9 protein-coding genes are annotated in these 13,569 nt (G+C 66.0%); 3 read left to right on the top strand and 6 right to left on the bottom strand.

Going from position 1 to position 13,569, the window contains the following annotated elements:
- Positions 1-155: 155 nt before the first annotated feature.
- From VVD47_RS16995 to VVD47_RS16970, 6 genes are all read right to left on the bottom strand, one after another.
- Entirely contained in the window at positions 156-6,494 is a 6,339-nt protein-coding gene (locus tag VVD47_RS16995; protein ID WP_327604704.1) for a hybrid sensor histidine kinase/response regulator, read from the bottom strand.
- Positions 6,495-6,622: 128 nt separating this feature from the next.
- Entirely contained in the window at positions 6,623-8,782 is a 2,160-nt protein-coding gene (locus VVD47_RS16990) for a methyl-accepting chemotaxis protein (protein ID WP_327604703.1), read from the bottom strand.
- A gap of 93 nt (positions 8,783-8,875) precedes the next feature.
- Entirely contained in the window at positions 8,876-9,400 is a 525-nt protein-coding gene (locus VVD47_RS16985; RefSeq protein ID WP_327604702.1) for a chemotaxis protein CheW, read from the bottom strand.
- Positions 9,401-9,469: 69 nt separating this feature from the next.
- Positions 9,470-9,835 carry a response regulator transcription factor gene (locus VVD47_RS16980; RefSeq protein WP_327604701.1) on the bottom strand — a complete coding sequence of 122 codons (366 nt, stop codon included), beginning with the start codon at positions 9,833-9,835 and terminating at the stop codon, positions 9,470-9,472.
- Between the two features lie 20 nt (positions 9,836-9,855).
- Positions 9,856-10,221 carry a twitching motility response regulator PilG gene (gene pilG, locus VVD47_RS16975; protein WP_327605123.1) on the bottom strand — a complete coding sequence of 122 codons (366 nt, stop codon included), beginning with the start codon at positions 10,219-10,221 and terminating at the stop codon, positions 9,856-9,858.
- A gap of 220 nt (positions 10,222-10,441) precedes the next feature.
- Positions 10,442-10,594 (bottom strand): rubredoxin, encoded by a 153-nt coding sequence (locus VVD47_RS16970; protein WP_443080999.1) that lies wholly within the window; start codon positions 10,592-10,594, stop codon positions 10,442-10,444.
- A 124-nt stretch (positions 10,595-10,718) separates the two neighbouring features.
- Here VVD47_RS16970 and thiD point away from each other — a divergent pair, with 124 nt between their 5' ends.
- The 3 genes from thiD to hemL are packed head-to-tail and all read left to right on the top strand — an operon-like array spanning position 10,719 to position 13,511.
- Positions 10,719-11,558, top strand: coding sequence for a bifunctional hydroxymethylpyrimidine kinase/phosphomethylpyrimidine kinase (gene thiD, locus VVD47_RS16965; RefSeq protein ID WP_327604699.1), 840 nt, complete (start codon positions 10,719-10,721; stop codon positions 11,556-11,558).
- A 10-nt stretch (positions 11,559-11,568) separates the two neighbouring features.
- Positions 11,569-12,201: a thiamine phosphate synthase gene (gene thiE, locus VVD47_RS16960; RefSeq protein WP_327604698.1), complete on the top strand. Its 633-nt coding sequence runs from the start codon at positions 11,569-11,571 to the stop codon at positions 12,199-12,201.
- Between the two features lie 29 nt (positions 12,202-12,230).
- Positions 12,231-13,511, top strand: coding sequence for a glutamate-1-semialdehyde 2,1-aminomutase (gene hemL, locus VVD47_RS16955; protein ID WP_327604697.1), 1,281 nt, complete (start codon positions 12,231-12,233; stop codon positions 13,509-13,511).
- Positions 13,512-13,569 lie beyond the last annotated feature (58 nt).

Genomic DNA, 13,569 nt, shown 5'->3' with positions numbered 1-13,569 from the left:
CAACGGAGAGCAACGAACTCTCGTCGAGGGAAAGACGTTCGGGGAGGGCGGATTCTACCCCAGCCCCACACCCCGAAGTAAGTGAAAGTTAAGGGGCAGGTTGCGCAAACTGCACAACCTGCCCCTCGGTCGGTGCGGGCGTTTTGTGTGGTAGATCAGCGCCGCGCGGCAGCGATGAATCCAGCGATCAGTTCGAGCAGATGCTCTTCCTGATAGGGCTTGCCGAGGTAGTGGTTGACGCCGATTTCCATCGCGTAGTTGCGGTGTTTGTCGGCCATCCGCGACGTGATCATGATCAGCGGGATGTCGTTGAGCTTGTCGTCGGCACGCACGTTACGCGCGAGATCGAAGCCATCCATCCGCGGCATTTCGATGTCCAGCAGCATCACGTCGGGCTTGAGCTCGACGAGTTGCTCCAGGGCATCGACACCGTCCTTGGCAGTGACCACGCGGTAGCCTTCGCGCTCCAGCAGACGGCTGGTGATCTTGCGCACGGTGAGCGAGTCATCGACCACCATGACCGTCGGCACCTCGTAGGTATCGGCCACCGGCGCGAACTCGTCGCTGCCACCCTGCTCCTCGCTGCTGCGGTAGCGGCCGGCCAGCACCACGGGGTTCAGGATCAGGGCGATCTCGCCGTCCGGCAGCACGGTGGCGCCGGTATAACCCTGCAGACGCGTGAACTGCGGGCCGGCGTTCTTGACCACGATTTCCTGGTTGCCGCGCAGTTCGTCGATGTGCATGGCCAGGGTTTCGTTACCGGCACGCAGCAACAGCACCCAGTGGAAACGGCCCTGCTCGGGCTGCGTCGCGGTATCGCCCAGCAGACGCGGCAGGTAGCGGAACGGGTACTGCTGGGTCTTCCATTCGGCGTAACCGCGGTCGCGGACTTCCTGCAGCGGCGTTTCCTTCAGCTCCAGCGCCTGCTCGACCATGTTGGACGGCACCGCGTAGGTGCGGCCACCGGCACGCACCAGCAGCGCCTGCGTGACCGCCAGGGTCAGCGGCAGGTGGATGAGGAACTGCGCGCCCTGCCCCGGCGTGGAGGACACGTCGATACGGCCGCCGACCGCCAGGGTTTCGTTCTTCACGACGTCCATGCCGACGCCGCGGCCCGCGACGCCGGACACGGTCTCGGCGGTGGAGAAGCCCGGCTCGAAGATGAGCTGGGTGAGCTGGCTGTCGCTCGGCTGGTCGCCCGGCTGGACGAATCCGGCCTCGCGGCCACGCGCCAGAATGCGTTCGTAGTTGAGACCACGGCCGTCGTCGGCCATTGCCAGCGAGATTTCGTTGGACCGCTGGGTCAGCGTGATGGTGATCTGGCCGATCTCGGACTTGCCATTCGCGGAACGCACGTCCGGCGTTTCCACGCCGTGGGCGATGGCGTTGCGCAACAGGTGCTCGATCGGCGCAGTCATGCGGTCCAGCACGCTGCGGTCGATCTCGATGCGGCCACCGCGGATGTCGAGGTTGGCGCGCTTGCCCAGTTCCTTCGCGGTCTGGCGCACGACGCGATGCAGGCGGTCGGCGAGATCGTCGAAGGGCACCATGCGCACGCCCATCAGCGCCTGCTGCAGGTCGCGCGACAGGCGCCCCTGCGAGTGCAGGGCGGTGTCGGCTGCGTCGAGGTTGCGCAGGAGGTTCTGCTGGATGGTCGTCACGTCACCCACCGACTCGGCCATCATCCGCGTCACTTCCTGCAGACGGGTGAAACGGTCGAACTCCAGGGGGTCGAACTCGGCGTGCTGCGACTCCGCCGCGGCGATGCGCGACTGCATCTGCGACTCGGCGGAGATTTCCACTTCGCGCAACTGGTTGCGCAAACGGATCACGTTTTCGGTCAGGTCCAGCAGCGAACGGCGCAGCGTCCGCATCTCGCCCTCGACACGGGTCCGCGCGATGGAGATTTCGCCGGCCTCGTTCACGAAGCGGTCGATGAGGTCGGCCCGTACGCGCAGGTTCGGCCGCACCTGCGCCGGCTCGATTTCGTCGACAGGCGGCGGCGCAAGCTGGATGGGCTGGACCGCCATGCTGTGGGCGACTGGCGCGTCTGCAGCCGGGGCTTCGGCGAACACCGGCGCGCCGAACGAAATGGCCGCTTCCTCTTCCACCGTGGGCATCGCGGACGCGGCTTGCGCCGGCGCCTGCACCGCGGCCGACGGATCCTTCAGCAGGGCCAGCTGGGAACCGATGGCGTCGATGCCGTTTTCCATCTGGTCCACAAGCTGCGGGCCGGCCTTCTGCGCGAGCAGGTCAGCCTCGATATGGGTTTCAAGCTCGTGGATGTATTCGCCCAGGCGCATCGCACCGGCCATCCGTGCGCTGCCCTTGAAGGTGTGCAGCGAACGGGCCAGCGACTTCATCGCTTCCGCGTCGTCCGGCTGGCTGCGCAACTGGCGCAGCGTGGCCTCGATCTCGGCAGTCAGCTCGTCGGCTTCTTCGAAGAAGATCGGCAGCAACTGCTCGTCGAGATCGTCCTGCACGGTGTGCAGGGGCTCGTCGTCCTCGTCGTCCGCCGCGGCGATGACCACGGGCTCCGGCTCGGGCAGGTCGTAGGCGGTCACCGCAGCCGGCGCTTCGTTCGCCTGGGCGATCGGCGCGGGCTCGAGCGGCGCCGGCTCACGCGGCGCGTCGAACTGCGGACGCAGGTTGTCGAGCTGATCGACCAGTTCGGGAACCAGCAGGGGCACGCTCATGCGCTCCACCTCGGCGACCATCGCTTCGAGGGTGGACACGGCGGTGGCCATCACGGCCGTCTGGTTGAGGTCGGGCGTGCGGCCAACATCACAGAAGTGATGCAGCGCATGCTCCAGCGCCTTGGCCAGCGCCTGCACCGGCTCGATACGGGCCGTGCCGGAAATGCCGGCGAGCGTGTGGGCTGCACGCACCGACGCAGCAGACGGCGTGCGAAGCGGATTGGCCTGCAGCAGGCCGATTTCTTCACGCAGCACGGCCAGATGCTGGCGCGCCTCGCCCATGTACATGTCGAACAGGCCGCGCGAGATGGTGTGCTCGCCCAGCGTCACCTCGCTGTCGCTGGCGGGCGGCGGCGTGGTGTTGACGATCTCGGCCACGCGTTGCGCCATGCTGTCGGGCAGTGCCTCGCCGCCCAGCGCATACAGGTTGATATGCGGCAGGTCGATGTCGCCCTCGGCTTCGTCCTCGATCGACACTTCCTGCAGCTTCGGCTCCGCCGGCACTGGCGTGGCAGCCGACGGCACCACCTCGGTCACGAACGAGGACGTCGGCGCAGACACATCGGTCGCAGCCTCGCTCACCGCTTCCGCCATCACCGGCAGGTCTTCGGCGGCCTCACGGGCCTCCAGGTCCGCCAGGGTCAGGGCATCGTCGCCCGGCAGTTCCTCGCCACCTTCGGCAACGGCTTCTTCACGGGGCTCTCCACTCGCGATCGCCTCCAGCTCCGCGAAGCTCGGCAGGTCCAGCGAGGTCTCCTGGCCGATGTCTTCCACCTGTCGCAACATGCTGGGATCCAGCGAGCTGTCGGTGAGGTCGACCTCGGCATGGTCCGACTCGGCTCGCTCCAGGCGAGCCAGATCCATTCCCACCAGGGAACTGGTCAGATCCATCTCGGCGACGACCTCGTCTTCCGCGACAGGGTGCAGATCGGTATGCGTCAGCGCCCCGGACACAGCATCGCCTGCCGGCGCTGACACGGGAGCAGGCATGGGGGTGAAGACAGGCGATTCGAGTTCGGTGGCCGGACCGGTCAGCTGCGTGCTGGTGAGGTCCATCTCCTGCGGTTCGTCGCTGACGTCGAACGGCGCCTCGTCCAGACCGAGTGCCGCCAGCGAGGGCACGTCCAGGCGGGTCTCTTCCAGCGAGGCTTCGTAGCGCGTCTCGCCGTGGCCGAGTTCCGGCAAATCGAAGGCGTCGAAGTCGAAGGTGGTCTCGGAAAGCGAATGTTCGACCAGCTTCGCGGCGGGTGCCACGGCAGGAGCAGGCTCGATGTCTTCCGACAGGTCGACATCGAGTTCCATCTTCGTGCCGCCCGCTGCCGGCGCGCTGCCGCCGACGGCTGCGGCCACTGCTGCTGCGGGAGCCGCAGCCGGCACCGGCTGCTTGCCGGGCGGCGGCTCGTCCGGATTGTCGAGATGGGCCAGCAGGTCGTCGGCATGCTTGATCAGCGCAGCGGCGTCGTACCAGACACTGCCGCCCGTACGCAGTTGCTTGACCCAGGCGTCGAAAACCACGCGGCCATGCTCCACCAGTGCGAGGATCTCGGCACTGCCGTTCTTGTCGAGCTGTAGCCAGCGGTTCATCGTCATCTCGACGTGCCTTGCGGCCTCCGAGAAGTCGTTGAGACCGACCATGCGGCTACTGCCCTTGAACGTGTGATAGGCGCGGCGCAGCGTCGTGAGCGCCTCGACGTTGTGCGGTTCGGCGCTGACCACGGCATGTGCGCTGCGCAGCGTCTCCAGTACCTCGGTCGCCTCTTCCAGGAAGATCTCGAGCAGTTCGGCGTCGAGCTCCTCGCCACTCGTCTGCATCAGGCGGGCGGTTTCCTCGGACGGCTGCGGCGCGGCAATCGGGGAAACATGCGAGAGCGCCTCGGCCAGCTCGGCCGTTCCGACTTCGCCGGACTTCAGGCTGGCCAGCGCATCGCGGGCGTTCTGTTCCAGCTCGCTGTCGGCGATGAGATGGGCGTCTTCGCGCAGGGCTTCCAGGTTGCTGACCAGTTGCTGGCGCAGGCCTTCATCCTGCGGCGCTTCCTTCAGCGCTTCCACCAGCTCCTGGGTGCCACGGCTGTCGCGTGCGAGCTGTGCCTCCACGGTAACGGTGACGGCTTCCACTTCGCTGTCGGAGAGCTTGGCCGAATCCGGATCGAGGAAATGTTCCAGCTTCGCCGGTCCGGTCTTCAGCGCTTCGACGTAGAAGCCCAGCGCCGAGAGCTGATGGGCGACGTCCTTGCATTCGTCCTGCGAGGGCGGCTCGCTCTGTCCAGCAAAGGTGACGACGCGCTGCGCGGCCTCGCGCACCAGTTGCACCGCACGCGGTTCGCCCAGCACGGCGAAGGCACCTTCGATCTGCTTGAGCGGGCCGGACAGACCCGGCAGCCCGTCGCGCTGTGCCGAATTGCGGAAGAAGGCATCCAGGGTTTGCTCGATCTGCCCCAGGTTGGTGAGGATCTCGCGCGCCAACTGGTTGAAGAACAGCTTTTCCTGCGCACGCCGCGAGGTCTCGCCGAACACGCTGTCGTCCAGCGCCGGCAGCATCTCGCCGCGGGCGCGGGCAGCGTAGCGCTCGCACAGCGTGTCGACCTGTCGTCGCAGCGTGGCCGGGTCGGCGTTCGGCGACTCGTTGGTCTGTTCGATGACCAGCAGGCCGGTTGCCACGTCCATGGCGAGCGCTTCATTGGCACGCAAGGGGTCGGCACGCAGCCAGCCCAGCAGTTCATTGAGCGAACCCAGCAAACGGTCGACCTGGGCGACGCGCATGGGCGCAGCACGCGCACTCAGCTCGGCAAGCTGTTCGACGAACTGCGGCAGGGCGACGGCGGCACCTGCCGAGAAACGGTTCCACGAATCCTTCGCCTGCTCCAGGGCTTCGCGCACGCGCAGTGCCAGCGGCTGGCGCAGGGTGTCGGAAAGCTGCGCCTCGGGCGACGGGAGCAGACGCTCCAGGCGATACACCTGACGCACGGCCTGGGCGTGAGGGCTGTCGGTGGCGGCCGTGGCAACGAAGTACAGCACGTCGCGCACGAGACGCTCGGCCACCACCTGCGAGCCCTCGATGAGGCGTCGCATCTGGGTGTCGATACGGCGGCACAGCTTGTGCGCGGCGCGATCGGTGGGAATGGTCTGCTGGGCAACACCTTCGAAGAACGCAATGGCAGCCCACCAGAATGCGCGGGTGGCGGGCAACGCCTGCAATTGCTCGATGCGGCGCACCGCCTTCAGCATCTCCTCGGGGCCTTCGGGGGACTTCGGCTGGCGGATCCAGGCCAGCAGGCCCTTCTCGAAGCGGCCACGCATGACGCGCAACTCATGTGCCGCGCGGGCCGGGTCCACGTCACGGGCCTGTGCCAGTGCCGGGCGTACGCCGAGGTCCGGGAAGAACAGTTCGCTCGGCACCGGCGCTTCGCCGCCACGCGCCGCGACCAGCTCGCGGAAGGTATCGAACAGACGCAGCGGCTGGTGCGGCGCGCCAGCCAGCAGTTCGTTGATGTAGTTGGCCAGCACCGCAATGCCACGCAGCGCCAGGGTGATGCTCGCGTCATCCGGCTCGCGCTCGCCACTTGCCAGGCTGGCCAGCAGCTTGTCGATCGCATCGGCAAACTGGGACACGCCGTCGAGGCCGACCACCGACAGGGCACCGCTGGCCTGGTGGACGTGAGTCTGGGCGAATCGCAGGGGTTCGCGTCGTTCGCTGCCGCTCTGTGCCTTCTGGATGCTCTCGCGCGCGCGGTCGAGGGCCGCGTCGATCTCGCTTTTCACCCAGGTGAGCGGTCCGATATCGAAATCGCTGGTGCTCATGCTCTAGCCTCGGAGGAGTGGCACGGATGCGGCCACAGGCGCCGGCACGCGCACGCGCGCCGGGCAGGAATGGTTGGCAGACGGGATTTCGCGCAACGAAGCCGGGCGACGTTGCGTCATGTTGGTGTTCAGACCTTGAAGCCCGACACGGAACCCTTCAGTTCGACAGCGAGGTCGGCGAGCTGACCGATCGACAACGCCGACTGTTGCGTACCTCGGGTGGTCTGTTCGGTAATCGCGAGAATGCCGCGCATGGCTTCCGACACCTCGGTAGCCACGGACGCCTGCTTCTGCGTATCGGAGGAGATCTTCTCGACCAGCGTCGCCATTTCCACCGACACGTCGCCGATCTCGGACAGCGCCTGACCGGCCGCGTCGGACAGCTTGGCCCCTTCCACCACACCCCGCGTCGAACTTTCCATAGCGGCCACGGCGTCGTGGGTGTCGGTCTGAATGGTCTTCACGATCGCGGCGATCTGCTTCGTCGCCTCGGCGGAGCGTTCCGCGAGGCGCTGCACTTCTTCCGCAACCACCGTGAAGCCGCGGCCGGCTTCACCTGCGCTCGCCGCCTGAATGGCAGCGTTCAGCGCCAGCACGTTGGTCTGTTCGGTAATGTCGGAAATCAGCTCCACGATTTCACCGATCTCCTGCGAGGATTCGCCGAGTCGCTTGATCCGCTTCGAGGTTTCCTGGATCTGCTCGCGGATCTCGTTCATGCCGGAGATCGAGTTCTGCACCGCGTCCGCACCCTTGCGCGCAGCTTCCAGCGAGCGGCGCGCCACCTGCGCGGTTTCCAGCGCGTTGGACGATACGGTACTGATCGAACGCGCCATGTCCTGAATCTGCGATCCGGCGCCCTGGATCTCGCGCGACTGGCGTTCGGAAGCGTCGAGCAGCTCACCGGAGACGCGCTGCGCGGATTCGGTAGCGGCCGTCACGCGACCGGCCGCGTCGTTGATTCGACGCACCAGCACGGAGAGTTCTTCAATCGTGTAGTTCACCGAGTCGGCGATGGCGCCGGTCACGTCTTCGGTCACCGTCGCGCGGATCGTCAAGTCACCGTCCGCCAAGTCGCCCATTTCGTTCATCAGACGCAGAATGGCCTGCTGCGTCATGTTCTTTTCACCTTCCGCCAGCGCGCGCTGCGTTTCCGCTTCTTCACGACGGGCGGCGATGTCGTCACCGTAGGCCAGCGCCATCAGGCCCAGGATGATCAGCGCAAGCACGGCGGAGATCACGATGGCGATGATGAGGCGGTTGCTGGTGTAGGCCGTGTTGTAGGCGGTCGCCAGGTTGTTGGTGAACTTCAGCAGGTTCTGCGATTCCGCGAAGATCTGGCGACCGGCGCGCTTGGCCTGCACCAGCAGCTGCACGTTGTTCAGGATCCCGCCGACGGCCAGCAGGTGGCGCGTGGAGTAACGCTGCAGCTGTTCCAGCTTCTCCTTGGTTTCCGGATCGCGGGTCATCTCGTTCAACTGGGTCAGCAGCTCCTCGAAGCTGTTGGCGTCCTTGCCGAGCAGGAACACGACCTCCGGGTCCACCGCTTCCGACGCGAGCAGCGCGTTGGCGTTCTTCGCCATACGCTGCGTCAGCATCACCACCTGGTTGGCGGTAGCGATCTCGGCCGCCGGCGCATCGCGTTGCAGCTTCAGCGCGGCGACCTGCTCGGAGAGGTCGAGCAGTTGGGAGTTGTTGGCATTGATGGCCGTCACCGCCGTACCCAGGCGGGTCAAACTGACCTGTTGCGAGGCGAGGTCATTGGCGAGCTTGTTGGTGCTTGCCCAGGCGTCGTTCAGTTCCTTGAGCTCCGCGGATGCAGCGGCCGGGCTGGCAGGAATGGAGTTGCCGTCGATCTCGCCACCGTTGTTCACGGCGTCGATCAGCGTCGCGAAACGCTCGCGGCTTTCCTTCAATTCCGTAAAGCCAGTGCGACCACCGGTCACCGCGAGCTGGGCCGCTTTCGCGAGACTCTGGGACAGGGTACCCATCTGCGTCGCGGCGGACACGAAGGTCGTGCCGTGCGAGGCCTGGCGGATCTGCATGTAGGTCAGCAGCACCGCGACCACCGCAAACACCGCGAAGAGCAGACCCAAGACACGTAGCTGCTCGGCAATCGGCTTGTTGCCGATGAGGGGCAGCCGGACGCGCAGGTTCCCGGGCTTCGGGGCGTCGCCCGAGCTGTCCATGATCGTGCTGGCAGAACCCAGAGGAACATCGTCCTTGCTCCGCCCCCCTTTCTTGAAGGGGAACGAAATGCCACCCAGCGGATTCTTCAGTTTCAGTGCCATGCCTTTGCTCCGATCCTTGCGGACTCTTGTCTTGCCGAGACAGGGGGCGTTCGGGGCGCCCCACACGCCCTATCTAAGTTGGTGACGTTCAGTTCAATGCCGGTGATCGATACTCGCGTCGAGGAAGCGCGGATCCGCCAGCAGCGGTCGCACGACAAGACGTTTCCACAAGCGACCCTGGCTGTCGCGCATTGCCCCGGCAATCCAGGGACGCGCGTCAACGAAGGCTTCATCCACTTCGAAATCTTCCGGGTTCCGCAAACCCAGCGCGCGGGACACCAGCAGCGCCGTGTTGAGCCCATGCTTTGCGCCGATCAGCATGATCCGCGAATCCGCCGTCAAGGCTATGGGCGCCTCTCCGCAGAATGCGGCGAAATCCACAACGCTGAACAGGTTGCCCCGTACGTTGGCGACACCCCGGAACCAGTTGAGGGTCAGCGGCACCGGGCTCAGGGACGGCGCGGCGATGATCTCGCCGGCATCCTGCAGGTCGACCAGCCAGTTCTCGCCCGCCGCAGTGACCGCCAGCAACGCGGAGCGGTGCCCGGCGATCTTGACCTCGGCAAGGCGCTTGGCGAGGTCCTGCTGGAATTCGCGCAAACTGATTCGCTTGGCCATGTGTCTGGATTACCCCTGCCTGGTGTCTGTTTGTGTTCGTGTATGCGACGCGTGTCGTGTCCTGCGATCTCAGCCGATGGCTGCGATCTTCTTCAGCAGGTCGTCCTGGTTGACCGGCTTGGTCATGTAGTCGAACGCACCCTGGCGCATGCCCCAGATCTTGTCCGTTTCCTGGTCCTTGCTGGTGGTCATGATGATGGGGATGTTGCGGGTCGCTTCGTCGCGCGAGATGGTGCGAGTCGCCTGGTAGCCGTTGATGCCGGGCATCACCACGTCCATGAGGATCAGGTCCGGCAGTTCGGCACGGGCCTTCGCCACGCCGTCTTCACCGTTCTCGGCCATGACGACAGCGAAGCCGTTCTTGGTGAGGAATTCCGCCATGGCGAAACGTTCGGTTGGCGAGTCGTCTACGACGAGGATCTTCTTGACCGGCATGGCGCTTCTCCCAGCACTGACTATCGTTGAGTACGCGCAACGGTGTGCGCGGAAACAGCCTTCAGCAGGCTGTCCTTGGTAAAGGGTTTGGTGAGGTATTCGTCGGACCCGACCATGCGGCCACGCGCGCGGTCGAACAGGCCGTCCTTGGACGACAGCATGACCACGGGGGTGGAGGCGAAACGCGGGTTCTTCTTGATGAGCGCGCAGGTCTGGTAGCCATCCAGGCGCGGCATCATGATGTCGACGAAAATGAGATCCGGATGGTGATCCGCGATCTTGGACAACGCATCGAAGCCGTCTTCGGCCAGGAGCACCTGGTAGCCGGCCTGAGCCAGGAAAATCTCGGCGCTGCGACGAATCGTATTGCTATCGTCGATGACCATAACCTTGACGCCAGAGGCGTCCGATCCTTCAGCCAACGCGGTCTCCCTTATTCATTCGCTCCGGCCCCTTCGGGAGCCGATCAGCTTCTACGTGCCTGCCAGCCCCGCCGCATCTGCCCCTGCGGTCGGTGACGACTTGCCCAAACGGGCGTATGAATATACCCAAAACTGTTGTGGTCGCAATGTATTGAACGTGCTGCGATGCGACATACGGCACTGCTCAAATACTGACCATCTCGAAATCTTCCTTGCGCGCTTCGCACTCCGGACACTGCCAGTTGGGAGGAATGTCCTCCCACCTCGTCCCGGGGGCGATGCCCTCCTCCGGCACACCGGCAGCTTCGTCATAAATGAAGCCGCAGATGAGACACATATAGGCTTTGAAGTCGTTAACGCTGCCTTCGGACATGTGGGAAACGTTCAGGTAAACTCGATCGATCTTAGCGCATTTCGGCATTTGCCCTGCCGAGCTTTAGCGTTTTCCTGCGGTTTTCGCGATGGATATCAAGCCTGCCTCATCCCCCCTTCCTGTCGTCATGACATTCGCCGCATCCGACCCGACGGGCGGCGGTGGAATGCAGGCTGACATCCTCACGCTTGCGGCCCTCGGCACGCATCCGCTGTCGGTATTGACCGGATTCACCCTGCAGGACACCGCAGGTATCGAAGACGTGCAGGCCAGCGACGGCGACTGGGTGGTCGACCAGGCGCGCGTGTTGCTGGAAGACATGCGCGTGCAGGCCTTCAAGGTCGGCGTGCTGGTCAGCATCGAGAACGTCGCGGCGGTGGCCGAGGTGGTTTCCGACTACCCGGACATCCCGCTGGTGTTCGACCCCGTCATCACCACCGGCCGTGGCGACCCGCTGGTCGATGAAGAGATGCTGGCCGCCATGAGCGAACTGCTGCTGCCGCTCACCACCGTGTTGACGCCCAACACCATGGAACTGCGCCGGCTCGCCCAGGAGGAAGACGACGGCGAGGAGGAAGCCGGCGGCGCCGAGACCAGCCTCGCCGACTGCGCGCGCCACCTCATCGAGCTGGGGGCCCAGCACGTCCTGGTGACCGGCGCCCACGAGCAGACCCCGCAGGTGGTCAACACCCTTCACGGAGCGCGCGGAACGATCCGCACCGACGCCTGGGAGCGGCTGCCGGGCAGCTACCACGGCGCGGGCGACACGCTCGCGGCGGCCATCGCGGCTTTCCTTGCCCACGGAATGCCGGTGCCGGAAGCCGTGCAGGCGGCCCAGCGCTACACCTGGGACACCCTCGCGCACGGCCTGCGGCTAGGCATGGGGCAGATGATCCCCGACCGCTTCTATTCAATCCGGCAGAAGTAACGAGGCACGCATGGAACTGCGCCGTGGCCTCTACCTGGTGACGCCCGACTGGGACGACACCGCGCGACTGCTCGACGTCAGCCGCGCGGCCATCGAGGGCGGCGCCACCTGCCTGCAATATCGCCACAAGCACGCCGAGCCGGCGCAGCGCCTCGAACAGGCCGCTGCCCTGGCGGCGCTCTGCAAGGCCACCGGCACCTGCTTCATCGTCAACGACGACCTCGACCTTGCACTCACGGTGGACGCCGACGGCGTGCACATCGGCCGCGACGATGGCGACCTGGCAGCCATCCGCGCCCGCGCAGGTGCTGGCTTCATCGTCGGCGTGTCCTGTTACAACGAGATGGAGCGCGCCCGGGCTGCGGCAGCGGGCGGTGCTGCCTACGTGGCCTTCGGCGCCATGTATCCCTCCTCCACCAAACCGCATGCCGTGGCCGCGTCGCGCGCGCTGATCGGACGCGCGCGGGACGAACTCGGCCTGCCCGTGGTGTGCATCGGCGGCATCACCGCCGACAACGCGCCGCCGCTGGTGGCCGCCGGGGCCGACCTGCTGGCCGTCATCACCGACATCTACAACGCCGCGGATCCGCGCGCCCAGGCGGCACGCTTCGCAGCGCTGTTCACCGCCTCGCCTGCCGCCTGACGGCATCCATTTTTCCCGAAGGACGTTCCATGAGCCGTAACGCAGATCTTTTCGCTCGCGCCCAGCAAACCATTCCCGGCGGCGTCAATTCGCCGGTGCGGGCGTTCCGCTCGGTTGGCGGCACGCCACGCTTCATCACCCGCGGGCAAGGCGCCTACACCTGGGACGCCGACGACAAGCAGTACGTGGACTACGTGGGCTCCTGGGGACCGGCCATCGTCGGCCATGCGCACCCGGACGTGGTGCGCGCGGTGAAGCAGGCCGCCACGCTCGGCCTGTCCTTCGGCGCGCCGACCGAGCGCGAGATCGAGATGGCCGAGACCCTGTGTGCGATGGTGCCGGGGCTGGAGATGGTGCGCCTGGTGTCGTCCGGCACCGAGGCCACGATGAGTGCCATCCGCCTCGCCCGCGGTTTCACCGGGCGCGACGCCATCGTCAAGTTCGAAGGCTGCTACCACGGCCACGCCGACAGCCTGCTGGTGAAAGCCGGCTCCGGCCTGCTCACCTTCGGCAATCCGTCCTCGGGCGGCGTGCCGGCGGACTTCGCAAAGCACACGCTGGTGCTGGACTTCAACGAGCCGCAACAACTCGAAGAAACCTTCCGCGCCCGCGGCGGCGAGATCGCCTGCGTGATCATCGAGCCCATCGCCGGCAACATGAACCTCGTGCGCCCCTCGCAGGCCTACATGAAGTTGTTGCGCGAGCTATGCACGCGCCACGGCGTCGTGCTGATCTTCGACGAAGTGATGACCGGTTTCCGCGTCGGCCTCACCGGGGCGCAGGGGCTGTACGGCATCCAGGCGGACCTGGTGACGCTGGGCAAGGTCATCGGTGGCGGCATGCCGGTGGGTGCCTTCGGCGGTCGCCGCGACATCATGGAGAAGGTCGCACCGCTGGGCAGCGTGTACCAGGCCGGCACCCTGTCCGGCAGCCCGGTGGCCGTCGCGGCCGGGCTTGCCACGCTCAGGCTCATCAGTGCGCCGGGATTCTACGAGTTGCTGGAGGCGCACACCCGTCGCCTGGTCGATGGGCTGCAGCACGCGGCGCGCGAGGCCGGCTGCGTGTTCTCCGCCCAGGCCGTCGGCGGCATGTTCGGCCTGTACTTCAGCGAGACGCCTCCCACCAGTTTTGCCGAAGTCATGGCGGCGGACCGCGAACGCTTCAACCGCTTCTTCCACGCCATGCTGGACGCGGGCCACTACTTCGCCCCCTCCGCCTTCGAAGCCGGTTTCGTGTCCGCCGCGCACACCGACGCCGACATCCAGGCCACCGTCGACGCGGCCCGCACGGCCTTTGCCAGCCTCGCCTGACACGTTCCGACACGAACGAAGCTCAAGCGTGGCCGGCGTCACGCCGTAAATCCAGCCG

It is taken from the genome of Uliginosibacterium sp. H1, from assembly GCF_036017065.1.
Lineage (GTDB): Bacteria > Pseudomonadota > Gammaproteobacteria > Burkholderiales > Rhodocyclaceae > Uliginosibacterium.
The sequence above is the reverse complement of the archived record's forward strand: the minus strand, read 5'-3'. Positions and strand labels throughout refer to the sequence as shown.

Bases quoted from the DNA above. Each gene is read 5' to 3' on its own strand.
- VVD47_RS16995 (WP_327604704.1), bottom strand. From the start codon at position 6,494: ATGAGCACCAGCGATTTCGATATCGGACCGCTCACCTGGGTGAAAAGC.
- VVD47_RS16990 (WP_327604703.1), bottom strand. From the start codon at position 8,782: ATGGCACTGAAACTGAAGAATCCGCTGGGTGGCATTTCGTTCCCCTTC.
- VVD47_RS16985 (WP_327604702.1), bottom strand. From the start codon at position 9,400: ATGGCCAAGCGAATCAGTTTGCGCGAATTCCAGCAGGACCTCGCCAAG.
- VVD47_RS16980 (WP_327604701.1), bottom strand. From the start codon at position 9,835: ATGCCGGTCAAGAAGATCCTCGTCGTAGACGACTCGCCAACCGAACGT.
- pilG (WP_327605123.1), bottom strand. From the start codon at position 10,221: ATGGTCATCGACGATAGCAATACGATTCGTCGCAGCGCCGAGATTTTC.
- VVD47_RS16970 (WP_443080999.1), bottom strand. From the start codon at position 10,594: ATGTGTCTCATCTGCGGCTTCATTTATGACGAAGCTGCCGGTGTGCCG.
- thiD (WP_327604699.1), top strand. From the start codon at position 10,719: ATGGATATCAAGCCTGCCTCATCCCCCCTTCCTGTCGTCATGACATTC.
- thiE (WP_327604698.1), top strand. From the start codon at position 11,569: ATGGAACTGCGCCGTGGCCTCTACCTGGTGACGCCCGACTGGGACGAC.
- hemL (WP_327604697.1), top strand. From the start codon at position 12,231: ATGAGCCGTAACGCAGATCTTTTCGCTCGCGCCCAGCAAACCATTCCC.